This window comes from Actinopolymorpha sp. B9G3 (genome assembly GCF_040120725.1).
Classification (GTDB): Bacteria; Actinomycetota; Actinomycetes; order Propionibacteriales; family Actinopolymorphaceae; genus Thermasporomyces.
Map to the genome: position 1 here is coordinate 167,090 of NZ_JBEEAB010000010.1, position 23,932 is coordinate 191,021.

A 23,932-nucleotide genomic window follows, 5' to 3' on the forward strand; every position below is an offset into this window, starting at 1 on the left:
CGTTCGTCAGCTCGCATCCGGGTGCAGGGTCAACGACAGGTGGCGGGTGCGGTCGTCGCCGGGGTCCAGCTCGACATAAACCAGGACCGACGGCCAGCCGAACATCTCCAGCCCGCCGATCCTCGCCGGTTCGCCATCGACCAGTGCCTCGTGCACGCGGGTGAGCGGGACCGGAAGCACCACCGTCAACCCTCCGGCAGGCGACCGGCCGGTCACCTGGCACGAGAAGGTCTCACCCTCCCACCTGGTGTCGTGGATCCGTGCGGCGTCGCGGGCCCGGGTGAACTCCGCCCATGCGAACGCACTCCAGATCGGCATCCCCAGTTCGCGCGCCGACGTCCAGCAGCGGTGCATGTACGTGCTGGAGTAGGTCGCGAAGGACACCGGATGGGACAGCATCGACAGCGGGCTGAAGTAGCGGTCGAGCTTGTCCTCCATCAGCAGTCGGGTCAGGCCGGCCTGGCCGAGTGGATCCGCTGTCAACAACTCCTTGACGGACAGGTCGTCATAGGCCTGAGTCGCCTGCTGGAAGCAGTCGATCACCGTGCCGTCGGCGTCGACGAACCGCATGGGTCGGGCGGATCCGGTGAGATAGGCAAGCCATGACGGGCCCACGTTCATGGAGTTGAGATCCATGTCGATCCCGAGCTCGGCGTAGAGCTTCGGTAGGTCGGCGTAGCCCTTCCAGACCGCGCAGTGGTTGCGGTTCGTGGCCGGAACCCCGCCGTAGACCTCCGCGAACTCACGGACGTCCTTGCGTACGACCTCGGGGAGGATCTCCTCCTGGTCCTCCCCGCCGTACGCCGGATCGGAGGGATCGTGGTGGATCCCGAACGAGTGGCCGCGCTCGCGCCACCGCGCGACCCTTTCCTTCGTGGCGACCGTCCCACGCGTCGTGCCTGACATCAGGTAGATCGTGACCTGTCCACCGTGGGACTCGACGGCGTCGATGAGGGCGTCGAAGTGTTCCGGCGCCGACCAGTCGTCGTCGGAGTCCAGGACGAGAACGCTCCGTAGCTCAGGTGTCGGGTAGTACCACCACCGCGGCTGCGGGTGGCGGGCGAGGTGGTTGACCGCATTGCCGAGCAGCATCGCGTGGATGTCGGCCTGCGGAAGGTGCCAGCACCGCGGGTCGGCGAAACCGGTGAGCAGGTCCTGGATCCGGTAGGGCTCGCCGGCACCGAGACCGTGGCCACCGATCCGGCCCGGGTCGCCCTGCCGGATCAGGGCGACGGCGTGTGGCAGGTCGTAGGTGAACACGACCACGCGGCCCGCGCCGTAGGGCAGTTCGACGACGGCCGGGAAAGCGGTGGGCGTGCGGACGTCGGCCTGGAGCCGCGCCACGGTCACCGCACCGTCGGGCAGTGCGTCGGGTGCGTACGCATCAGCCGGCACGTGCGTCTCGATCGGTTCCTGGGGCACGCCGCTCCCGAGCGGACTCGCCGTACCCGGCCGTACGTACGCGGGCGCCACCATCGTGTGCGTGGAGACGAGGCCGAGGGTGCGGGCCAGCAGCGGGGAGGGGCGGACGAGGATCAGCCGGCCGCCGGCAGCGGCGTAGTCGAGCAGCCGGCCGACCTGCGCCTTGGTGGGGCGGATCCGTGCGACGAGGACGAGGTCGCAACTTGCAAGGCCACCGAGGTTCTCGTCGGACAGGTCGAGGATCTCGTGGTCGACCATTCCCTCGGCCCGCAGGATCTCGGCAAGGTAGCGGCCGAACCGGCCGACGGTCTGGTCCCCGCTCAGCACCACACCGATGGTCATGGGCCTTCTCCTTCCTGCCGCCCGGGGTGTGGCCGAAAGTCCGGGACGGTCAGCAGTTCGCTGCCGCGCGCGATCGACTCCGCGGCGAGTACCGCGGGCGCGGCGGTGTCCATCGCCTGGTAGACGTCGAACTCTGGCTGCCGGCCGGCTAGCACGGCGTCCCGGAACGCCACATGGGTGTAGTAGTCGGCGTCGCCATGGCCGCTGCCGCGAGCCTCGGATGGAGCGTCGGTGCGTTCGTAGCGCCAGTCCGCGTCGGCGAGGTCGGCCAACTGCTCGTCGGCCAGCCACAGCTTCGGCCGGTCGCCGGCGCCACGGGACCATTCCACCCGGCCGCCGGTGCCGAGGACCTGGTACCAGTGCCAGTTGCCGTCCGGATGCGGTTGAGCGAAGCTCGCAGCCATCCGCAGGAGGGTGCCCTTCCGGGTACGCATGAGAGCGACCTGCATGTCCGGTTGGGCGAGGGCAGGATGTGCGGCGCTCGGCGCGTCCGTGCTCATGGCCACCACCTGCGTCACCCGGTCGTCGAGCACCCGCAGCATCGGGCTCAGCTCGTGCGGCAGGTAGTGGATCGGCGGCATCAGCTGCGCCCACGTCGGCCGGGCGTCGGGATGGGCCGCGAGCGCGTCGGGACCAAGCAGGTCTCCGGTGTGCGGATCCTGAAACATCCCTGCGACGTAGTGGTGGAAGTACTGCCCCTCGCACAAGGTGATCCGGCCGAGCCTTCCGCTCGCGACCAGTGACCGCCAGGCCTCGACGAAGCCCCAGTACCGTGTCTGTTCGGCCAGCTGGTAGATCCGGCCGGTGCGTTCGACAGCGAGCACGATCCGCCAGCAGTCCTCGATCGCGTGGGCGGCCGGGACCTCCGCATGGACGTGCTTTCCGGCCTCCAGCGCAATGGCGGCAAGGTCGCCTTGACGCGCGGTCCGGACGGTCAGCGCGATGGCGTCGACCCGTGGATCGCCGAGCAGCTCGTCGTACGCCTGGTAGGTACGCACACTCGACGGAAAGCTCAGTTGCGCCCGCGCCCGGTCCAACAAGGGGGCGATCGGGTCGCACAGCGCCGTGACCCGGAACCCTGGTATCCGCTGGAGCATCGGGATCCAGGTGCCGACCGCTCGAGGGCCGAGGCCCGCCACGCCGATCCGGATCTCGTCCATGTCGAAGACTGGCTTCAGGCCAGCTCGGCGGCCGCCGCGTGGTACTCGGCCGCCACTGCGGCGAACGACTGCCGTGGCCGGTCGGGCACCGCGATGTCGATGCTGGGGACGGGGACGCCGTGGCTCGTCGTCAGACGCCAGCCGTCCGTGGTCTCGAACCCAGGGTTCTCCACGGTGAACCCGATGGTCTCGATGTGGTCGAATCCGACGTCGACCGGGAACACGCCGTCGCTGCTTCCAGCCTCGAGGAGCCGGAACGCCAGGGTGGCGCTGGCCTTTCCCCGCAACCGGTCGCTCACGTCGATCGGGCCGTGCAGGGTCGAACACTGCTGCCACAGCGCGAACCCGTGCTGGCACACGTCCTCGAACCAGATCACCTCGCCGTCGATGAGCACCTGCTTGACATGCGTACCTGGCTCACCGAACCGCGCACTGAAGATGTCGTTGTGCCAGAAGGAAAGTTCGTGGCGGGCGGCGTCGGGCTCCACGGCGACGACCTGGGACGCCTCAGCGTACGCGCCCTTCTTCGTTCGTACCGGCGGCACCAGGAAACTCAGCCGGCCGTTGCCGTACATCGCCTTGTTGGTCGAGGAGATCGTGGGCGCGTCGTCGAGCTGCAGGCCATAGGCGGTGACGCCGGCGATCCGACCGTCGCGGGCATAGTCCAGGCCGGAACGGACGACGGCCGCGTTGTAGTCAGGGCTCGGTTCGTTCCACGCGTCGAGAAAGCGTCCGGTGTAGGCGAGCAGGACCACGCCGAGGTCGTACAGCTCGACGGCGGCGCGGATGTTGTCGAGACACGGCCCGACGCTGCTCGCGACGAGGGTGTTGAGATGGTGCCCGTCGAGGAACGGATAGAGCACGAGGTCCAGATGGGGCCCGTACTTCGCGAGGAACTCGTCGCTTGTCGCCGCGTGGTAGTACGTACACAGGTAGAACGCCAGGTCGGGGTTGATGTCCTGTGCGATCTTGCGCATCCGCGCCACGTAGTCGGGGGTGAAGGTGTCCTGGTTGAACTCGAAGTCGTCGATGCCCCAGGCCTTGACGTTCGGCTGCTCGACCGAGAGTTCGGCGCAGGCACGGGCCCACGCGAGATAGTCCATGACATACGGCCGGGAGGCGCGACCACCGTGCCGGTCGGTCTCACTCGGTGGTACGAGGTAGACCCACACGTCGATCCCGGCCCGCGCGGCAGCGGGTGCGAACTCCAGCCGTAGGTCGTCCCAGTCCGTCGGCGAGTCCCAGATGCCATAGATATAGGTGTTGGCGCCGAGCTCGGTGAGCTTCGCCAGCATCGCCGGGGTGTCGATGTGACGGTAGCCGTCGGCTCGGGGCGCGGGCTCACGCAGCGTCGCGCCGACCGTGTTACCGCCGCACTGCGACGCCCGGATTCCGCCGCGCGGGATCAGGTGTGCCGCCCGGTGCGTGCCTGCCATGGGGACCTCCGGGTCCGTGAGGCCGACGTCCACGAGCTGTGCCGAGAACGGCCCCGCCACTGGTTTCTCGGATCCTTCTGGGACTGTTGTTCTGGAACCCTTGTTCTGGGATTTCAGATACATATCCGCATTTTCGAAGGATGCTAGGCGGCTGGACTGTGGCCACGCAAGCCCCTACGCGGTATCATCTCGCATCTCGTATATGTATCTCAGGTTTCGAAGAGTCGCCTCGGTCGTGGACCACGAGGAGGGCCCCCGATGTCAATCAGGACGACCTCGAGTTACACCCGCAGAGACCTGCTGGCGCTGGGTGGCGCGGCTATGGGCGCCTACGCCCTCACCGGTTGTTCGTTCTTCTCCACCGACCCCGACCGGGCGGCAGGGCCGGAGGCCGCGGCCAAAGGTGCCAAGGAGGCGCCGATGTTGGCCCAACGCGTCAAGGCGGGACAGCTGCCGAAACTCAGTGCCCGCCTGCCGAAGGATCCGCTCGTGGTCCAGCCGCTGAACGAAGCGGGGATCTACGGCGGCACGATGCAGCGCGGGCAGATCGACCTCAACAGCGACGGCCTGCAGTACATGGGCTGGGCGGGGCTGGTCGAGTGGAGTCCGACGACCCCGCCCGAACCGAGCCCCGGCGTCGCCGCGTCGTGGGAGGTCGAGGACGAGGGACGTGCCTACGTCTTCCATCTCCGCGACGGGTTGAAGTGGTCCGACGGCGAACCTTGCACGACCGACGACCTCATGTACGTCTACGAGTACGTCTACCTCAACAAGGAGCTGTGCCCGGTCTTCCCCGGCTGGCTGTCCACCGCTGGCGAGCCCGGGAAGTTCGTGCAGGAGGACAAGCAGACGTTCCGGATCGAGTTCGCCGCGCCACACGGCCTGTTGCTGAAGTACCTCTGCTTCGTCGGTCTCGCAGGCGGCGTCAACCCGTTGCTGCAGCCGAAGCACTACATGAGCACCTTCCACCCTGATATCGCCGGGGAGGAGAAGGTGCAGGCGTTGCTCGCGGAGGCGGGTGTCGACGCGTGGATCGACCACTACCACTCCCGGCACGACCACTGGAAGAACGCCGACCTGCCGGTGCTCGGCCCGTGGCGGATCACCAAAGAGCCCCAGGGCAACAACGCCACGGCGGAGCGGAACCCGTTCTACTGGAAGGTCGATCCCGACGGCCGGCAGCTGCCCTACATCGACAAGGCGACCTACACCTTCCTCGACCAGGAGGCGTTCGGGCTCCGGGCGGCGAACGGACAGGTCGACCTCGCCGCCTGGGACCTGAGCTACCAGTCGGCACCGCTGTTGATCAGGAACGCCGAGGACAAGGGTTTCCGGTTCCTGCGGTGGAAGCCCGACGGACTCTTCCATGCCCTCAACCTCAACCAGAGCCATCCCGACCCGGTCCTCCGCGAGCTCTTCCAGGACATCGACTTCCGCGCCGGCGTCTCGCACGCGATCAACCGCGAGGAGATGCGGGACGCGTTGTTCGCCGGCCAGGGGCGGCTGCAGCACCCCTGCGCACAGCCGGAGGATCCGTACTACATCGACGGCATGGGCATGCGGTTCACGGAGTTCGACGAGGCCAAGGCCAACGACCTGCTCGACCAGGCCGGGCTCACCGACCGCGGTGACAACGGCATGCGACTACGCCCGGACGGCAAACCGATGAAGCTCGTCGCCCAGACGTTCACGATCGGGGTCGGCGTACCGACCGTCCAGATTCTCGAGTTCGTCAAGCGCTACTGGGCGCAGGTCGGCATCGACCTGGCAATCAAGAACGTCTCGTCCGAGCTCTGGTACGCGAGCATCTGGCACGGAGACTTCGACCTCAACTGCTATGTCCCCGCGGGTTACCTGTGGGACATCGACTCGCTGTGGTACGTCCCGACGAGCGGTCTGACCTACTGGGCACCGAAGTACGGCAACTGGTACGGCGATCCTGCGGGGGAGTTCTCGATGAAGCCCGACGGCGAGATCCGCCAGCTGCAGGTGCTCTACGACGAGCTCGTCCAGCAGGCCGACGACGACCAGCGACTCGCGCTCGGGCAGGAGATCCTGAAGCTGCACGACAAGAACGTCTGGATCATCGGCACGGTCCAGTCGGCATTCGCGCCGGTGGTTGTGAGCGCGGACATGGGCAATGTTCGCGACGACGCGGTGGCGAGTTACCGCACGTTGTACGAAGCGGCGATGGACCTGTCCCAGCTGTACTTCAAACACCCCGAGCAACACACCTGAGCGGGCCCGCCCGGTCATGGTCGCCTACCTGCTGCGTCGGCTGCTCTATGTCGTACCGACGGTGTTCCTGGTGTCGTTGGTGTCGTTCCTGATCATCCAACTGCCGCCCGGGGACTACCTCAGCACGGTGGTTGCGAACCTGTCACGCACGGGCCAGAACGTCGATCCAGCGCAGCTCGCGGCGCTGAAGGAGAGGTACGCCCTCGACCAGCCGGTCATCGCGCAGTACTGGAAGTGGATCACCAACATCATCCTCCACGGCGACTTCGGCCAGTCGTTCGAGTATGGGCGTTCCGTGTCGTCCCTGCTCGCCGAGCGCCTTCCGCTCACTCTCGCACTCGGCCTCTCGACCCTGTTGTTCACCTGGGCGGTCGCGCTGCCCGCTGGAATCTATTCGGCGGTACGAAAGTACTCCGTCGGCGACTACGTGCTGACCGCCGTAGCTTTCCTCGGCATCGCGATACCGGGATTCCTGCTTGCTCTCACGGTCGCGTACATCCAGTTCCGCTACTTCGACAAGACCGTCGGCGGACTGCTCTCACCCGACTACGTAGGCGCCAGGTGGAACCTCGGCAAACTGCTCGACCTGTTCGACCACGTGTGGCTGCCGGTCCTGGTCCTGTCCCTCGGCGGCATCGGCGGAACGATCCGCATTTTGCGGGCCAACCTGCTCGACGAACTCCATAAGCCCTACGTCGTGACCGGTCGAGCCCGCGGACTCTCCGAGCGCCGGCTGATCGCGCACTATCCGGTGCGCGTCGCGCTCAACCCGTTCATCGCCACGATCGGCTGGCTCATCCCCGCATTGTTCGACGGGGAGGTGCTCGTCGCGACGGTGCTGGGTCTGCAGACCACCGGGCCGTTGCTGCTCGGGGCGTTGGAGAGCCAGGACATGTACCTCGCCGGCAGCATCATCTTCATCGCCTGCGTCCTCACCGTCATTGGCACCCTGGTCTCCGACATCCTGCTCGCCCTCGTCGACCCCCGCGTGCGGGAGGGATACCGATGAGGCAGGCGCCGCAGTACAAACTCGTCTGGTGGAGGTTCCGCCGGAACAAGCTCGCAGTCGTCGGGGCGGTCGTGCTGGGCCTGATCTATCTCACGGCGGCACTTTGTGAGTTCTGGGCACCGGCAACGCCGGACACCTATCGCGCCACCTATTCCTACGCGCCTCCCCAGCGCGTGCACGTCTCCTTCGACGGTGGTGTTCAGCTGTTCGTCCACGACTACCGCACGCGGGCGAACCCCGACACGATGCTGCGGGAGTTCACCGTCGACACGTCCACGCGCGTTCCGCTCCGCTTCTTCGTCAAAGGCGAGAAGTACAAGCTGTGGGGGCTGTTCCCGAGCGACATCCACTTCTTCGGCCCGGTGGAACCCGGTCGGCCGTTCTACGCCCTCGGTGCCGACGAGCAGGGTCGTGACCTCGCGACCAGGTTGATCTACGGCGCACGGATCTCGATGTCGGTGGGACTGATCGGTGTCCTCGTCGGACTGGTCCTGGGCGTCCTGCTCGGTGGGATCTCGGGCTACTTCGGCGGTGTCACCGACACCGTGATCCAGCGCGTCATCGAGTTCATCATGTCCGTGCCCACGTTGCCGCTGTGGCTGGGCCTGGCAGCGGCTGTGCCGCCGGGGTGGGGGCCGATCAAGACGTACTTCGCCATCACCATCATCCTGTCCCTGATCGGTTGGACCGGGCTGGCGAGGGTGGTCCGCAGCCGATTCCTGCAGATCAGGTCGGAGGACTACGTGCTCGCGGCCGAGCTGGATGGGGTACGCCGGATGCGGATCATCAACCGGCACATGCTTCCGGCGTTCACGAGCCATATCATCGCGACGCTCACCCTCACCATTCCCGGCATGATCCTCGGGGAGACGGCACTGTCGTTCCTCGGCCTCGGACTGCAACCGCCCGTGGTGAGCTGGGGTGTCCTGCTGCAGGACGCGCAGAACATCCGTGTGCTGTCGACGGCTCCCTGGCTGCTCCTGTCGGGCGCGGCTGTCATCGTCGCGGTCGTGGCGCTCAACTTCGCCGGCGACGGCCTCCGCGACGCCGCCGATCCGTACGAAACCTGAGGGGAGGAACGATGGCTAGCCATGCCGAGCAGAACGGCGCTCCACTGCTCGACGTTCGCGGGCTACGGACCCACTTCGAGCTCGACGAAGGTCGTGTGCGTGCCGTCGACGGCGTTGACCTCACTGTCAGGGCCGGTGAGACGCTCTGCATCGTCGGAGAGTCCGGCTGCGGCAAGAGCGTCACGGCGCGGTCGATCCTCCAACTCGTCGAGCGCCCGGGCCGGATCGTCGCCGGTGAAGTGCTCCTGCGCCTCGGCCCCGATCATCAGGTCCTGACGACACGGCACCCGTCTCGGCGTGACCGGGCGGCCGTCGCGGCGGCCGAGGACGGCGTACTCGACCTCGCCCAGCTCGACCCGAAGGGCACCGCCGTCCGGCAGATCCGCGGCAGGGACGTCGCGATGATCTTCCAGGAGCCTATGGTGTCGCTGAGTCCGGTGCACACGATCGGGCACCAGATCGCCGAGAACATCCGTACGCACGAGGATGTCACGAAACGCGACGCCCGCGACCGCGCGATCGAGGAGCTCCGCCGGGTCGGCATCCCACGGCCGGAGCGCCGAGTGGACGCCTACACCTTCCAGCTGTCCGGTGGCATGCGGCAGCGCGCGATGATCGCGATGGCCCTCGCCTGCCGGCCCAAGCTCCTCATCGCCGACGAACCCACGACGGCGCTCGACGTCACGACGCAGGCGCAGATCCTCGAACTGCTGCAGGAACTTCAGGCGCAGTCCGGCATGGCCGTCGTCTTCATCACCCACGACCTCGGTGTGGTCGCGGAGATCGCCGACGACGTAGCGGTGATGTATCTCGGCATTGTGGCGGAGTACTGCGCGGTCGACGAACTGTTCCACGATCCACGTCATCCGTACACCAAGGCACTTCTGGAGTCGGTGCCCAGAGTCGGTCGGCGGGCCAGACGTCGGCTCGCCACCATCACCGGGATGGTTCCGCACCCGTACGAGCGCCCTGCCGGTTGCCCGTTCCATCCGCGGTGTCGCGACGCGATGGCAGAACTCTGCGAGACGACACTCCCGCCCAGACTCGCAACGGACGGGTCGGCGTCGGCGGAGGTCCACGGCGGTGGGCGCTCGGTTCGCTGCCTGCTCTATGAGACGCCCGAGGCCGTCCGGGACGGAACGACGGCACGACGGGAGGTCCGCCGATGACGGCCGTACGGTCGGAGCGGGAACGTTCTGACGCGTCCGCACTTGGCACAGGCAGCGATCCCGAGGCACTGCTCGACATCCGCAACCTGTCCATGCGGTTCCACGTCGGTCGGGGATTCCTCGGCATGGGCGCACGGATGACCGTCAACGCCGTGTCCGACGTGAACCTGACCGTGCGTCGAGGGGAAACGCTCGGCCTGGTGGGCGAGTCCGGGTGCGGCAAGACGACACTTGGCCGCTGCATCCTCCGCGCGTACAAGCCGACGTCCGGCGAGCTCCGCTACCGCCGCGAGGACGGCGCAGTCGTCGACCTCGCCACGATGGGCACCCGGCAGCTACGGCCGTACCGGCGTCAGATCCGTACCGTGTTCCAGGACTCGAACTCCTCGCTCAACCCGCGGATGACCCTGCTCCAGATCGTCGGGGAGCCCTTGCTGGCAAACGATCTCGCCCGTGGAGAGGAACTCCGGGAGCGGGTCGCCGAAGGGCTGCGGCTCGTCGGCCTCCGGCCGGAGAACATGCGGCGTTACCCGCACGCGTTCTCCGGCGGCGAGCGGCAGCGCATCGGGATCGCCCGGGCCCTGATCACGGGTCCGCGCCTCGTGGTCGCTGACGAGGCGGTGTCGGCCCTGGATGTGTCTGTACGCAGCCAGATCCTCAACCTGCTCGACGATCTGCAGGAACAGCTCGGCCTGACCTACGTCTTCGTCTCGCACGATCTCTCCGTGATCCAGCACCTCTGCTCCCGGGTCGCCGTGATGTACCTCGGCCGGATCGTCGAGGAAGCCACGACCGACGATCTCTTCGAACGGCCCCGGCACCCCTACACCGAGACGCTCCTGCGGGCGTTGCCACTGCCTGACCCTCGGTTACGGGGTAGCAGGAAGCGCATCCCCTTGCGGGGCGAGGTTCCAGACCCGGCGAGCCCGCCGGCCGGGTGCACGTTCCATCCCCGCTGTCCGTACGCGCAGGAGCGCTGCGACACCGAGGAGCCAGCTCTCCTTCCGCTGCGTTCTCGTCGTACCGCCCGGTGCCACTACGCGGACACGCTCGACCTGGAGGGTGTCGTGGCGGACTGACCGGCCCAGGCTAATCTTCGATATGTCGTAAGAACCTGCGAACGCGGGAGCAAGGGGGCCCCTGTGAGCGCCAAGCCAGCAGCACGGCCGGCCTCGCCGTCGACCGATCGTGCCTTGACCGTCCTCGAAACCCTGATCGAGGCCGAAGGCCCGCTGACATTGACCATGCTCGCCCAGACCGCGGGTGTCCCATTGGCCACGTGCGCGTCGATCGTCCAGACGTTCGAGGAACGCGGATACGCCGCCCGCCAGATCGTCGGCCGAAGCCACTTCTGGCAGCCGACCCTCAGGCTGTACGCCATGGCCTCGAGCCTGGTCCGCAAGATCGATCCCGCGAGTGTGTCCCGCCAGCACCTCCGCGCCCTGAGCGACACGGTCGGCATGCCGGCTCACCTCGGCGCTCTCGACGGGACGGCGATCGTCTACGTGGCGAAGGCGGCGACACCCGGATTCATCCAGTTCGACACGTTCATCGGTAAGGTCGCGCCGTTCAACCTGACCGCGCTCGGCCGGGCGATCGCCGCTCACCTGCCCGACGCAGAACTCACGCCGCTGCTCGACCACCTGGTCGCCGGATCCGGTCCGAATGCCCGACGCCCCGCCGTCAAGGGCTTCCGCAAGGAACTCGCAACGACCCGCGCCAACGGATATGCGATCGAAATCGAAGAGGAACAGGCAGAGATCGGTTGCGTCGCCGCCCCGGTCTTCGATGCCTCGGACCGGGTGAGGTACGCGGTGGGCGTCACCGGGTTCTCCCGTGATTTCACCGAGGACGCGCTGCCAGGCATCATCGCGGCTGTGCAGAAGGCCGCCGCCGCGATCTCCACCGACCTCGGCGTCGTCGAGCTGCCCCGTTAGTGGGGCCGGCCCGGCCTTGTGAGGTTCGCGTGCGCGGGATCGACGATGAGGGCCGCGAAGTGCTGACGTTCATCGAGGGTGATGACGGCCGTCACGTCCGGCACAGTGAGCAGACGCTGGCCCTTGCCGGGAAGCTGGTCCGACGGTTTCACGATGCCGTGCAGGGGTTCCGACCGCCACCAGACGCGGTGTGGCGCCGAACGGGATCGGCGGATGAGTCCTCTGGGCGACTGATCATCTGCCACCACGATCTGGCGCCGTACAACACGATCTACCGGCAGGGGAGGCCCACGGCGTTCATCGACTGGGATCTCGCCGGTCCGGCGCCGGCCCTCGCCGACGTGGCCCATGCGGCATGGTCGTTCGTCCCGCTCTACCCCGACGAGGTGTGCGTCCGGATCGGTCTCCCGGTCCTTCCGCGCGGGCCTCGGCTCCGCAAGTTCTGCGACGGTTACGGACTGCAGGAGCGCGAGAGTTTCCTCGACGCCGTACGTACTCATCTGGTCGCCCACACCAGCCCGACCGCTCAGCGGAGCGTTCCTTATCTCGACTCGATGAGGAAGGAGTGGCAAGCACACCTTGCGTAGTACGACAGCAGCACTTGTACAGAGAGCAACGATCGAACGCGCTGGTCTCGGAATCCGAGACAGTGGACTGTACGCGATGTGAGACAGCGGATGCGACACACGCCAGTTCCCCAACGAGACACCGCAAAGCGGCACGGATCGCGCAGTCCAGCGGGACGACAACAACGAATGAGGCAGGATGAACGGGACCGGAGCAGTCGACGTCGCCGTTGTCGGGTTGGGGTTCGGTGAGGACTTCCTGCCGTTGTACGCCGCCCATCCGTCGGTGGGTGAGGTGGGGATTGTCGACCAGTCGAGGGAGCGGCTCACCGAGGTGGGCGACAGGCATGGGATCGCCGCACGCTTCACCGATATTGCCGAGGTGCTGGCCGACGCACGCTGGGATGCCGTCCACATCCTCGCGCCGGTCGCCTTTCACTCCTCGTACGCGCTGGCCGTGCTCAGGGCGGGGAAGCACTGCGCATGTGCAGTGCCGATGGCCACCGAAGTCGCGGATCTGCACGCGATCGTCGCCGCCCAGCGCGAGTCCGGGAAGAACTACATGATGATGGAGACCGCCGTCTACGGGCGGGAGTATCTCGTCGCGGAGGAGATGTATCGCAAGGGTGAGCTGGGCGGCCTCACCTTCTACCGCGGCTACCACATCCAGAACCTCGACGGATATCCGGAGTACTGGCGCGGCTATCCGCCGATGAAGTACATCACCCACGCGCTGTCGCCGATCCTCGCACTCACGGGCAGCACGGTCGCCGATGTCACCGCTTACGGCTCGTCGAAGCTGACCGCCGATCGGATCGGGTCGTACGACAATCCTTTCCCGCTGCAGGTGGGGCTCTTCCGGTTGGCCGACTCCGATGTCGTCGCCGACGTCACCATGTCGTTCTTCCAGACCGCGAGGTCCTACGTGGAGGGCTTCTCGGTCTATGGCGACCGTCAGAGCCTCGAGTGGTCGGGGGCGCCGGGCGAGGCGATGCGGTTGTTCGAACTGCGGCCGGCCGGCCCGGCGGAGTCACCCAAGGGCTCACGCGGTCGGCACGCCCGCGAGTCCGTCCTGGAGCCGCCTGACTACGCGCACCGGCTGCCGGAGCAGCTCGCCCGGTTCGTCCGTACGTACACACTGGAATCGCACGACGGTGGGCCGGTGACCACGAAGACGGCCGGGCACGGCGGATCCCATCCGTACCTCGTACACGAGTTCATCTCCAGCATCGTCGAGGAACGGCCGCCAGCGATCGACGCGGTGACCTCGGCCGCGTGGACCGCGCCCGGGATCGTCGCGCACGAATCCGCACTCGGAGGGGGCGAGCGCCTCGCAGTCCCGTCGTTCGACGGCTGACATCCGACGGCTGGCATCGGAGGACCGCCGCACCGACAGGGAGAGTGATCGCCAGTCCCGGTTACCACCGTCCGCGGTGTTCGGGAACGAGGCGGACGAGGGGAGTGATGCACACGAGCATGATCGCGAAGACGAGGAAGATGTACGCCTGCGTCGCCCCGGCATCGCTGCTTCGCGCCAGCACGGCAGTGGAGATCGACACGGCCACGATGGACCCGGACTGCCGGAACATCCCACGGAGCCCGGCAACCGCGGCGAGGTGGTCGCGCGCGAGTTGCAGGCTCGCGTTGTTCGACGCGGGTACGGCGAGGCCCATGCCCAGGCCGGTGACGCCGGTGGCGACCGCCAGCCATCCGTACGACGAACTCCCCACCGGGGCGAACGCCAGTCCGACCAGCCCGCCGGCGACGAGCAGGAATCCGATGACGATCGGTAGCCGGCAGCCGGTACGGCGCAACGCCAGGACCGCGAGCCCGGCGACGCAGATCATCCCGACCGCGCGGGCGGTGAGGAGCGTCCCGCCCTCCAGCCCGTCGAAGCCGAAGCGCGCCTCGGCGTAGAGGGGGAGCAGCGCCCCGAATCCGAGTGCGGCGGTCCCGAACCAGAAGTTGATCAGGTTCATGATCCCGAATCCCTTGCCGCGCAGGAGTCGCCAGGGAATGAACGGGGCGGCGGACTTTCTCGTGTGCTGGACGAAGAGCACCGCCAACACCAGGGCGAGCACCTCCGAGACGAGGAACGCCGGATGCAGGATCTGCGTACTGGCGTTGCCGAGGGTGGTGATTCCGTACATCGCCGCCAGGATCGCGCCGGCGAACAGCACGACTCCGCGGACGTCGGTCCGAGCGACCGGCTTGCGGCCACCCGCCGGGATGAGCGCCGCCGCCAGGGCGAAGAGGACGAGGCCGATCGGGACGTTGATGAGAAAGATCCCACGCCAGGACCAGTACGTCACGAAGACGCTCCCGATGATCGGTCCGACGATGCCGCCGATCGGGAAGATGCTCGTGAACATGCCGAGTGCGCGGTCCCGCCCGCTGCCGAAGTGGTCGGCGACGATACCGGTGGCCGACGGCATGAACGCGCCGCCGCCCAGCGCCTGCAGGGCACGGAACCCGATCAGCAGGTAGATGTTGTCGACCAGGCCGCAGCACAGGGAGGCGGTCACGAACACCACGATGGCGCCGAGGAAGACGCGCTTGCGGCCGTACTGGTCGCTGAGCCTGCCGGCGAGTGGCAGTACCACGATCTGGCCGAGGGCGTAGATCGTGATCGTCCAGCCGCTCCAGTTGATCCGCGTCTGCATGTCCTGCTGGATCGCGGTGAGAGCGGTCGCCACGCTGGTCTGGTCGATCGAGCCCATGAAGAGGGCGATCGACACGATGGCGAAGACGATGCCGCGACGGGGGAGCGGTTCGTCTCCGACGCTGGTGGTCGCCGGCGCTGCTGGGGGCTTGCCTTGGCTGTCCGACGTCGACGCCGAGGCCGAGCCGGCTGCTTGTGCCGATGTCGGTGCGGACGTCGATGTCGGTGCGGACGTCGATGTCGGCTCGGTGGGCTTCTCCTGCTTGGCCGAGGCCGGTCCTGGCGCAGGCGTACGGACCATATGCTTGCGCTTCCCGCGCCCCCGTCCGTGGCGGGTGGTGGAGCCAGCTCGTCGCTGCAGAGGGTGGTCCTCAGGTGATGACGGCTCCGATGTGCGCATTGTGTCAGACTACATTGCTTGCCGGCAGGCAACTAAGAGGTGGAGGGATGGTGGACGCCGACACGGTTACCCGCCTGCGCGTCGTCATCGGCAGGCTGGCCCGAGAGCTCAACGCGACGGCGACGGGCGAGGGCCTGACGCCGACCCAGGCGTCGGTGCTCGGTCTGGTGACGGGGCGCGGCCCGCTGGGCATGGCAGAACTCGCCGGGCTCGAGGGTCTGAACCCCACGATGCTCTCCCGGGTCGTCGGCCGGCTCGACGAGCTGGAACTTGTTCAGCGACGTCCGGATCCGGCCGACCTGCGCGTGGTACGGGTGGAGGTGACCCCGGCCGGGCGGCGCGTCCACCAGCGCATCCGGACACTGCGGACACGAGCCGTCTCCTTGTGTCTGGAACGGCTGCCAGACGAGACCGCGCGCACTCTCCTCGACGCCCTGCCCGCGCTCGAGGCGCTGGTCGACGAGCTCAAGGTGACCAAACCTGACCACGACCACCCAGGCGTACGGCGACGCGGGTGATGATCTGTGGTGCCGTGTCCTACCTGTAGCCCTGTCCCTGAGCGGAGTTGAGAAGCTTGTCGGTCCACCGTCGCGTCGCTCCACCCGTCCGCATGGTCGCCCTCGATCTCGACGGGACCATCCTCGAGTCGGGCACCACGATCGACCACCAGGTGCTCACGACACTCGAAACCCTGCAGACCAAGGGCGTCATGTGCGTGACCGCGACCGGACGTCCGCTCGACTTCCAGGTCGAGCTCTTCGAGCGACACAACGTCGGCCCGGCGGCCGGCCGGTTCGCGGCACTGATCGCCAACGAGCGAGAGATCCATCTTCTCGACGAGCACCGGCAACCCGCTCCCGCCTACCACCCGTACGACGAATGGAACGTCGTCATCCGCAAACGTTGGGACGCGCTCATCGACGAGGCGATGCGGTGGGTGGACAGGGTGGCGGCGGAGGCTGATCGCCGTGGGTGGATGTCCAGGAGGTTCGACCGAAGCGAGATCGCGCGCCGTGGTCTGGCGACCATCCGGCTGGAGCTGTCCCAGCACGCCGCCGTCCTTCGCGACTGGCTGGCGGACCAGTTGCTGGACGCGGAGAGCGAACTCGCCTGCAACCGGAACACCCGGCTGGTCCAGGTGGTCGATCGCCAGGCCGGCAAGGGCAACGTCCTGGCGACTCTCGCCGACCTGTGCGGCGTCCCTGCCGATCAGGTCCTCGCGATCGGCGACTCCTCCAACGACATGTCGATGTTGGACGGCGCGTTCGGGTTCCGGGCCGCGACACCCGGCAACGCCGACGCGGAGGTCAAGGACGCGGTCAGAAAATGCGGCGGTTACGTGGCGCAGGCCAGGGTGGGGGCAGGTGTGATCGAGGCACTCACCGCGGTGACCGCGCTGGTCACACCGACCGCGACTACCCCGCCCACCCCACCGACCGCTACAGGTCAGTCGCCGTCTCAGTCCCACGACACGCCGGTGTAGCGGTCGAAGGCCGTACGACTGTGTTCCACTGAGGCAAGCTCGTCCAGCTGGCTGTGGTCCTGCTCCAGCAGGAGGTACTCGAAGTTCGGGCAGTCGAGAGCGGTGTCGATGATCTCCTGGATCGGCATGATGCCCGTCCCGATCTCGGTGAAGCAGCGGGGATCCTTCGTCTCGAGAAACGTTTCCATCGTGATCGGCGCGTTGCGGTCGACAATCCCCTCGAACATGACCAGAGGTTGCGGCGCATCGCGCGGGAAGTCCTTCTGATGGAGCAGGATCAGGCGGTCGCGGTACTTCTTCATCATCGTGACAGGATCCTGGCCGCCCCGTGCCATCCAGTAGGTGTCCATCTCCACGTAGACAAGGCCAGGATCGGTGTGCTCCATGATCAGGTCGTAGACCGTCCGGCCGTCGACAATCTGAAATTCCTGGTAGTGGTTGTGGTAATAGAACCGCATCCCGCGCGCCCGGCAGAGTTCACCTACGTCGTTGAAGAACTCGGCGCGGCGGAGAACGTAGTCCATGTCCGCGTACGGGAAGAACTCGATGTCACAACCGACCCGCGTGTTTCCCAGCTCCCCGTGGTAGTCGAGGATTTCCGGCAGGCGGTCCAGGTTCAACGGGTTGATGTGACAGCCGACGATATCCATGCCGAGTCGGTCCAGTATCGCGCGCAGATCCCTGGCCGGCATGCCGAACCCGGTCCCGTCATCGGTGTCCGCGTGGTGATTGGCGCCTTCGAGGTGGGTGAAGCCGAGTTCTGCCAGCCTCTCGAGCGTTCGATGCGGGTCTTTGCCCATTGAGGTCCGGACGGAGTACAGCTGGATTCCCACGCGCACCGACACTTTGGGCACCTCCGCTTTCACCATCGGATCGAAACCGCGGACGCTACTTGACGGACCAGGACGACACAAGGCCGGTGCTTTTCCGTGCGCAGACATGCCTAATTGCTGCCTTGTGACGTACGTACCTCGCTATTGGTCGAGCAGGATCTGCGCGATCGCCCTGTCCGGCCCTGTGTGCACAGTGGTGTCGGCGTTCCCCACGTCCCAGAGAACGTTCTGCAGAACGCGTCCGAGCGTCCAGCCGATGGCGCCCTGCCGGTCAAGGCCGAGCGTGTCGGTCATCAGGTCCAAGCGGCGTCGCACGGCACGCGGAACGTCTGCCGTCGCGACAACGTCGTCCCATCGGTTGTGCAAGGGCAGGTGGCGGCGAAGTCGTCCAGGCGGCGAAGACCCGCCGGTGCCGGTCGTAGGACCCAAAGCCAGCGCCCGCCAAGACGGCCATCCGCCCAGCGGCCACCCGCCCATCCGGCGGGAAGCCTGACCGGATCCCGCGCGCCCGGCGAGGACGACCGTGCCGCGATCCGCGCCGACGGGAAAGGGCGCCGCGGTACGCTGGCCGGACCAGCGAGGAGGGTATGGATGAGCGCGGACAAGGTGGTTCCCCTACGGCCCCGGACGCGACCGCCAGAACTGCCTTTGCGTGCGGCCATCGGCCGGGCGTTGCGCGACGTCCGCACCGAGCAGGAGCGGACCCTGACCGAGGTCGCTGACGCCGCGGGCATGTCGATGCAGTACCTCTCCGAGATCGAGCGGGGCCGCAAGGAGGCTTCGTCGGAGATTCTCGAAGCCGTGTGCGCCGCCCTGAACATCCGCCTTGCCGACCTGGTGGCGCGGACCTTTCGGGTGCTGACCGTCGAGGCCCGCGCCATCCCGGCCGGGCGTCCCACCGGCCCGGTGCTCATGGCCGCGTGAACATCGGCTCCAGAAGCTCGCTGCGGTTGGTGATCACGCCGTCGACCAGGCCGTACTCGCGCGCCTCGTCAGCGTCGAACACGCGTTCGCGGTCGGTGTCGGCGCGGAGGGACTCGATGGACCGTCCGGTGTGCTCACTGAGGACCTGAAGCATCTGGGCACGCACCCGTGAGACTTCCCGGGCCTGCAGTTGCAGGTCCGACAGAGCGCCCTGCCCCCTGGCCTCCGGCTGGTGCAGGAGCACCCGGGAATGCCTGAGCGCGAAGCGTTTGCCGGGTGCGCCAGCGGCCAGGAGCACAGCAGCGGCCGAGCTCGCCTGCCCGAGACAGATCGTCGCCACGTCAGGAAGTACGTACTGCATCGTGTCGTAGATCGCCATCAGTGCGCTGAACGAACCACCGGGTGAGTTGATGTAGAGCGAGATCTCGGTGTCCGGACTCGCACCCTCGAGATGGACGAACTGCGCCATGACGACGTTCGCCACGTCGTCGTCGATCTCGCTGCCGAGGAAGATGATGCGGTCGGACAGCAGGCGGCTGAAGACGTCGGTGGCGCGCTCGCCGGTGTGGGTGCGTTCGATGACGTTGGGGATGGTGTAGTGGGCCATGGCTCAGAACCCCCTGCGGCCGATGCCGTGACCGATGGTGTCGAGGGAGTCCACCACCGTGTCGATCATCCCGTAGTCGCGGGCCTCCTCGGGGGCGAACCAGCGGTCGCGGTCGCTGTCGCTCCGGATGGTCTCGACCGACTGGCCGGTGTGCTCGGCGAGGAGCCGCTGCATCTGGGCCTTGGAGTACTCCAGATTCTCCGCCTGGATCTCGATGTCGACGGCGGTTCCGCCGATCCCGGCCGAGCCCTGGTGCATCATGATCCGGGTGTGCGGCAGGCTGAACCGCTTGCCCTTCGTACCGGCACAGAGCAGGAACTGGCCCATGCTCGCCGCGAATCCCATCGCCAGGGTCGACACGTCGTTGGGGATCAGTCGCATCGTGTCGTAGATCGCCATCCCGGCGTAGACCACGCCGCCGGGGCTGTTGATGTACAGGCTGATGTCGCTCCTGGGGTCCTCCGCCGACAGCAGTAGCAGCTGGGCGCAGACCCGGTTGGCGCTGACGTCCTCGACCTCTGAGCCGAGTAGGACGATGCGATGGTGCAACAGGCGGGCGGCCAGCTGGTCGTCGAAGGTGTTCGTGCCGGTGGCCGCCTCGATCATGGACAGGTTCACGGTGCCTCCTTGAGGGTCCGTTCCGACCACCACTGTCGTCGAGGAACGGCCCTCGCCGGCTCATCCTCTGCTGTGGGCAGATCCGCTGAGGGCGAACGAGATCAGCCCCATCGCGGTGCCAGCCCGCCCGCGTCAGATGGCGCACCACGGCAGGCGCCGCACCGCCCGGCCGATGCGCCACAACACCGGGTCGACCCGTCCTTGGTATCCTCGGACCCGGGTCGAGAGGCGCTGCAACGGGCTGATGCCCGCCACGCTCGACCCGGACTGTTGATCGCAAGGGCGCCTCCCAGCGAGTGGGAGGTGCTCCAGTGGTCAGGTCTTCGAGCCGCGACGATGATCGTGGACAGGACGACGCCCGAGGTACGCGCGGAGTCACGGCGGGTGAAGCCGCTCACGGTCTTCGAGAACTCCTCGACCAGCGCATCGTCGTGCTCGACGGGGCCTGGGGCACGATGCTGCAGCAGGCCGGCCTGGCACCGGCGGACTACCGCGCGGACTGGCTCAGCGATCACTCGCACGACGTGACCGGCGACCCTGACCTGCTGAACCTCACGCGTCCCGACGTCGTTCTCGACGTGCACCGGCAGTACCTCACGGCGGGTGCGGACATCACCACGACGAACACCTTCACCGCGACCAGCATCGGCCAGGCTGACTACGGGCTGCAGGCGCTGGTACCGGAGATGAACCTGCGCGGCGCGCAGCTGGCCCGCCAGGCGGCCGACGAGGTGGGCGGCCGGTTCGTCGCCGGCTCGATCGGACCGCTGAACGTCACGTTGTCGCTGTCGCCGAACGTCGAGGACCCCGCCTATCGCGCGGTGACCTTCGATGAGGTCCGGACCGCGTACGCCGAGCAGATCCAGGCCCTGGCCGAGGGGGGCGTCGACGTCCTGCTGATCGAGACGATCTTCGACACGCTCAACGCGAAGGCGGCCGTCGCCGCCGCGCGCGAGGTCGCGCCGCACCTGCCGTTGTGGATCTCGGTCACGATCGTCGACCTGAGTGGCCGCACGCTGTCGGGCCAGACCGTCGAGGCGTTCTGGCGTTCGGTCGAACACGCCGAGCCGCTGGTCGTCGGTCTGAACTGCTCCCTGGGTGCGGACGAGATGCGGCCGCACGTCGCGGAGCTGTCCCGGCTGGCCGACACCTACACCGCGTCCTATCCCAACGCCGGCCTGCCGAACGCGTTCGGTGGGTACGACCAGACGCCGCCGGAGACTGGCCGGCTGCTCGGCGAGTTCGCGAGCGCGGGCCTGGTCAACATCGTCGGTGGCTGCTGCGGTACGACGCCGGCCCATATCGAGCAGATCGCGGACGCCGTCGCCGGTATGTCACCGCGCGAGGTTCCGCCGGCCGCGACACACACCCGCTTCAGCGGTCTCGAGCCCTTCGAGATCGGCGCGGACACCGGGTTCGTCATGATCGGCGAACGCACCAACGTCACCGGCTCGGCGAGGTTCCGCCGCCTGATCGAGGGCGACGACCACCAGGCCGCCGTCGACGTCGCCTTGGAGCAGGTCCGTGGTGGGGCCAACCTGCTCGACGTCAACATGGACGCCGACCTGCTCGACAGCGAGCAGGCCATGACCACGTTCCTCAACCTGGTCGCGACGGAGCCGGAGGCGGCCCGCCTTCCGATCATGGTCGACAGCTCGCGGTGGAGCGTGCTGGAGGCCGGGCTGAAATGCGTCCAGGGCAAGGGAATTGTCAACTCCATCAGCCTCAAGGAGGGTGAGGAGCCCTTCCTCGAGCAGGCGCGGAAGGTCCGCGCCTACGGCGCCGGCGTGGTCGTGATGGCCTTCGACGAGCAGGGCCAGGCGGACACCACGGAGCGCAAGGTGGAGATCTGCGCCCGGGCGTACGACCTGCTCACGCAGCGGATCGGCTTCCCTGCCGAGGACATCGTGTTCGACCCCAACGTGCTCGCGGTCGCGACCGGGATCAGTGAGCACAACGGTTACGCGAAGGCGTTCATCGACGCACTGCCGTTGATCAAGGAGCGGTGCCCGGGCGCGCGGACGAGCGGTGGCATCTCCAACCTGTCGTTCTCCTTCCGTGGCAACAATGTCGTACGCGAGGCGATGCACTCGGCGTTCCTGTTCCATGCCGTACGCGCGGGTCTCGACATGGGCATCGTCAACGCCGGCCAGCTGGCCGTCTACCAGGACGTGCCGGCGGACCTGCTCGAGCTGGTCGAGGACGTCCTGTTCGACCGGCGCCCTGACGCCACCGACCGGCTCGTCTCCTTCGCGGAGACGGTGAGCGGTTCCGGCACCCGTCGTACCGTCGATCTGTCCTGGCGCGAAGCAGGCGTCGAGGAGCGGCTCGCCCACTCCCTCGTGCACGGCATCGTCGACTTCATCGAGGAGGACACCGAGGAAGCCCGGCAGCAGGCGGCGCGTCCGCTCGACGTGATCGAGGGACCGCTCATGGACGGCATGAAGATCGTGGGCGACCTCTTCGGCGCCGGGAAGATGTTCCTGCCCCAGGTGGTGAAGAGCGCGCGGGTGATGAAGCGGTCCGTTGCCTATCTCGAGCCGTTCATGGAAGCCGAGAAGCAGCAGGCGATCAAGGACGGGCGGGCGGAATCCGTTCGTGGACAAGGAAAAGTGGTCCTGGCCACCGTCAAGGGCGACGTCCACGACATCGGCAAGAACATCGTGGGTGTCGTCCTCGGCTGTAACAACTACGAGGTCGTCGACCTCGGCGTCATGGTGCCCGCGTCGGTCATCCTGGACACCGCGGCCGCCGAGAACGCTGACGCCGTGGGGCTCTCGGGGCTCATCACGCCGTCATTGGACGAGATGGTCACCGTCGCCACGGAGATGCAACGCCGCGGGCTGAAGCAGCCGCTGCTGATCGGTGGTGCCACGACCTCGCGCCAGCACACGGCGGTACGCATCGCCCCCGCCTACGACAACACCACGGTTCACGTGCTCGACGCGTCCCGGGTCGTCGGCGTCGTCTCGAACCTGCTCGACACCGACCGGGCCGAGGAACTGGCCCAGACCAACCGCGCCGAGCAGGAACGGCTGCGCGAACAGCATGCGGGCAGACGGCGTACTCCTCTGCTGACACTCGCCAAGGCTCGGGCGAACCGGGAGGAGGTGCCTTTCGAGGACCTCCCAGTTCCGGCGTTCACCGGCGTACGCACCATCACACCGGATCTGACGACGCTGCGGAAGATGATCGACTGGCAGTTCCTCTTCCTCGCCTGGGAACTGACGGGGAAGTACCCGGCCATCCTCGACCAGCCGGTGGCCCGCGAACTCTTCGACGACGCGAACACCATGCTTGACCAGATCATCGCCGATGGCAGCTTCCGAACCCGCGGCGCGTACGGCTTCTGGCCGGCACATTCCGAGGGCGACGACATCGTTCTCGGCACCGGGGTGCGTTTCCCGATGCTGCGCCAGCAGACGGCGAAGCCGGCCGGGCGCCCCAACCGATGCCTGGCCGACTACGTCGCCCCGGCCGGGGACCATCTGGGCGGTTTCGCGGTGGCCATCCATGGTGCCGAGGAACTCGCCGCGGGCTTCGAGGCGGGGCACGACGACTACCGGGCGATCATGGCGAAGGCCCTGGCCGACCGGCTCGCCGAAGCGTTCGCCGAGCACATCCACCTCGAGGCACGGCGGGCGTGGTACGAACCCGACGCCGACCCGGCGATCGAGGACCTGCATGCCGAACGCTTCCGCGGCATCCGGCCGGCCCTGGGCTATCCCGCGAGCCCGGATCACAGCCAGAAGCAGGAACTGTTCGACCTGCTCGACGCGCACGGGCTCGGCATGAAGCTGACCGACTCCTTCGCGATGACGCCCGCCGCCAGCGTCAGCGGCCTGCTCTTCGCCCACCCGTCGTCCAGGTACTTCACGGTGGGGCGCCTCGGCAGGGACCAGACCGAGGAGTACGCCGGGCGGCGCGGCCTCGACCTTTCCGAGGTGGAGCGCTGGCTGCGTCCCAACCTCGACTACGAGCCGCAGGAGCCCTCCGCCGAAGGCTGAACGCTGCTCTGAGGCCGGCGGCAAGGCAGCGATGTCGGCGTTTGCCCGT

General features: G+C 67.5%; 19 protein-coding genes, 1 pseudogene and 1 riboswitch. Of the genes and pseudogenes, 12 read left to right on the forward strand and 8 right to left on the reverse strand.

Annotated features, from left to right (window positions below; genetic code table 11):
• Positions 1–6: 6 nt before the first annotated feature.
• From ABNF93_RS19015 to ABNF93_RS19025, 3 genes are read right to left on the reverse strand one after another with little or no spacing between them, the layout of a single operon-like run.
• Entirely contained in the window at positions 7–1,764 is a 1,758-nt protein-coding gene (locus tag ABNF93_RS19015) for a DUF4350 domain-containing protein (RefSeq protein WP_349329417.1), read from the reverse strand.
• The gene (locus ABNF93_RS19020; RefSeq protein WP_349329418.1) at positions 1,761–2,924 is read right to left on the reverse strand and encodes a Gfo/Idh/MocA family protein; all 1,164 of its coding nucleotides are present in this window, start codon (positions 2,922–2,924) and stop codon (positions 1,761–1,763) included. Before ABNF93_RS19020 ends, ABNF93_RS19015 begins: the two co-directional genes overlap by 4 nt.
• Positions 2,925–2,938: 14 nt before the next feature.
• Complete coding sequence (locus ABNF93_RS19025) at positions 2,939–4,420, reverse strand: hypothetical protein (protein WP_349329419.1); 1,482 nt, start codon at positions 4,418–4,420, stop codon at positions 2,939–2,941.
• Positions 4,421–4,618: 198 nt separating this feature from the next.
• On the opposite strand from ABNF93_RS19025, the gene ABNF93_RS19030 reads away from it, so the two are divergent.
• The 8 genes from ABNF93_RS19030 (at position 4,619) to ABNF93_RS19065 (ending at position 13,706) form a co-directional block, all read left to right on the forward strand.
• On the forward strand, positions 4,619–6,598 hold the full coding sequence (locus ABNF93_RS19030; protein ID WP_349329420.1) for an ABC transporter substrate-binding protein: 1,980 nt from the start codon (positions 4,619–4,621) through the stop codon (positions 6,596–6,598).
• 16 nt (positions 6,599–6,614) lie between these two features.
• Entirely contained in the window at positions 6,615–7,607 is a 993-nt protein-coding gene (locus ABNF93_RS19035) for an ABC transporter permease (RefSeq protein WP_349329421.1), read from the forward strand.
• Positions 7,604–8,677: an ABC transporter permease gene (locus tag ABNF93_RS19040; RefSeq protein WP_349329422.1), complete on the forward strand. Its 1,074-nt coding sequence runs from the start codon at positions 7,604–7,606 to the stop codon at positions 8,675–8,677. The genes ABNF93_RS19035 and ABNF93_RS19040 overlap by 4 nt, the downstream gene beginning before the upstream one ends.
• 11 nt (positions 8,678–8,688) lie before the next feature.
• Positions 8,689–9,846: an ABC transporter ATP-binding protein gene (locus ABNF93_RS19045; RefSeq protein ID WP_349329423.1), complete on the forward strand. Its 1,158-nt coding sequence runs from the start codon at positions 8,689–8,691 to the stop codon at positions 9,844–9,846.
• The gene (locus ABNF93_RS19050) at positions 9,843–10,925 is read left to right on the forward strand and encodes an ABC transporter ATP-binding protein (protein ID WP_349329424.1); all 1,083 of its coding nucleotides are present in this window, start codon (positions 9,843–9,845) and stop codon (positions 10,923–10,925) included. Before ABNF93_RS19045 ends, ABNF93_RS19050 begins: the two co-directional genes overlap by 4 nt.
• Before the next feature lie 63 nt (positions 10,926–10,988).
• A complete protein-coding gene (locus ABNF93_RS19055; RefSeq protein ID WP_349329425.1) occupies positions 10,989–11,783 on the forward strand; it encodes an IclR family transcriptional regulator in 795 nt (264 codons plus the stop codon).
• Positions 11,784–11,812: 29 nt separating this feature from the next.
• Positions 11,813–12,370 carry a phosphotransferase gene (locus tag ABNF93_RS19060; protein ID WP_349329426.1) on the forward strand — a complete coding sequence of 186 codons (558 nt, stop codon included), beginning with the start codon at positions 11,813–11,815 and terminating at the stop codon, positions 12,368–12,370.
• Positions 12,371–12,548: 178 nt separating this feature from the next.
• On the forward strand, positions 12,549–13,706 hold the full coding sequence (locus ABNF93_RS19065; RefSeq protein ID WP_349329427.1) for a Gfo/Idh/MocA family protein: 1,158 nt from the start codon (positions 12,549–12,551) through the stop codon (positions 13,704–13,706).
• Between the two features lie 61 nt (positions 13,707–13,767).
• On the opposite strand, the gene ABNF93_RS19070 is transcribed toward ABNF93_RS19065, so the two are convergent.
• The gene (locus ABNF93_RS19070; RefSeq protein WP_349329428.1) at positions 13,768–15,312 is read right to left on the reverse strand and encodes an MFS transporter; all 1,545 of its coding nucleotides are present in this window, start codon (positions 15,310–15,312) and stop codon (positions 13,768–13,770) included.
• A gap of 146 nt (positions 15,313–15,458) precedes the next feature.
• On the opposite strand from ABNF93_RS19070, the gene ABNF93_RS19075 reads away from it, so the two are divergent.
• Both ABNF93_RS19075 and ABNF93_RS19080 read left to right on the forward strand, forming a co-directional pair.
• A complete protein-coding gene (locus ABNF93_RS19075) occupies positions 15,459–15,929 on the forward strand; it encodes a MarR family winged helix-turn-helix transcriptional regulator (protein WP_349329429.1) in 471 nt (156 codons plus the stop codon).
• Positions 15,930–16,021: 92 nt separating this feature from the next.
• The gene (locus tag ABNF93_RS19080; RefSeq protein ID WP_349329430.1) at positions 16,022–16,894 is read left to right on the forward strand and encodes an HAD family hydrolase; all 873 of its coding nucleotides are present in this window, start codon (positions 16,022–16,024) and stop codon (positions 16,892–16,894) included.
• Here the strand turns inward: ABNF93_RS19080 and ABNF93_RS19085 are convergent.
• On the reverse strand, positions 16,870–17,739 hold the full coding sequence (locus ABNF93_RS19085) for a sugar phosphate isomerase/epimerase family protein (RefSeq protein ID WP_349329431.1): 870 nt from the start codon (positions 17,737–17,739) through the stop codon (positions 16,870–16,872). The genes ABNF93_RS19080 and ABNF93_RS19085 overlap by 25 nt on opposite strands.
• A gap of 198 nt (positions 17,740–17,937) precedes the next feature.
• A pseudogene (locus tag ABNF93_RS34960) lies at positions 17,938–18,093 on the reverse strand (hydroxyurea phosphotransferase); the annotation flags it as partial.
• A gap of 225 nt (positions 18,094–18,318) precedes the next feature.
• On the opposite strand from ABNF93_RS34960, the gene ABNF93_RS19095 reads away from it, so the two are divergent.
• Positions 18,319–18,651 carry a helix-turn-helix domain-containing protein gene (locus ABNF93_RS19095; RefSeq protein WP_349329433.1) on the forward strand — a complete coding sequence of 111 codons (333 nt, stop codon included), beginning with the start codon at positions 18,319–18,321 and terminating at the stop codon, positions 18,649–18,651.
• Here ABNF93_RS19095 and ABNF93_RS19100 read toward each other — a convergent pair.
• Both ABNF93_RS19100 and ABNF93_RS19105 read right to left on the reverse strand, forming a co-directional pair.
• Positions 18,638–19,258 (reverse strand): ClpP family protease, encoded by a 621-nt coding sequence (locus tag ABNF93_RS19100; protein ID WP_349329434.1) that lies wholly within the window; start codon positions 19,256–19,258, stop codon positions 18,638–18,640. The genes ABNF93_RS19095 and ABNF93_RS19100 overlap by 14 nt on opposite strands.
• A gap of 3 nt (positions 19,259–19,261) precedes the next feature.
• Positions 19,262–19,864: a ClpP family protease gene (locus ABNF93_RS19105; protein ID WP_349329502.1), complete on the reverse strand. Its 603-nt coding sequence runs from the start codon at positions 19,862–19,864 to the stop codon at positions 19,262–19,264.
• A 229-nt stretch (positions 19,865–20,093) separates the two neighbouring features.
• Positions 20,094–20,171: riboswitch (S-adenosyl-L-homocysteine riboswitch) on the forward strand.
• 16 nt (positions 20,172–20,187) lie between these two features.
• Between ABNF93_RS19105 and metH the strand changes: the two genes are divergently transcribed.
• Positions 20,188–23,883: a methionine synthase gene (gene metH / locus ABNF93_RS19110; protein ID WP_349329435.1), complete on the forward strand. Its 3,696-nt coding sequence runs from the start codon at positions 20,188–20,190 to the stop codon at positions 23,881–23,883.
• The last annotated feature ends 49 nt before the right edge of the window (positions 23,884–23,932 follow it).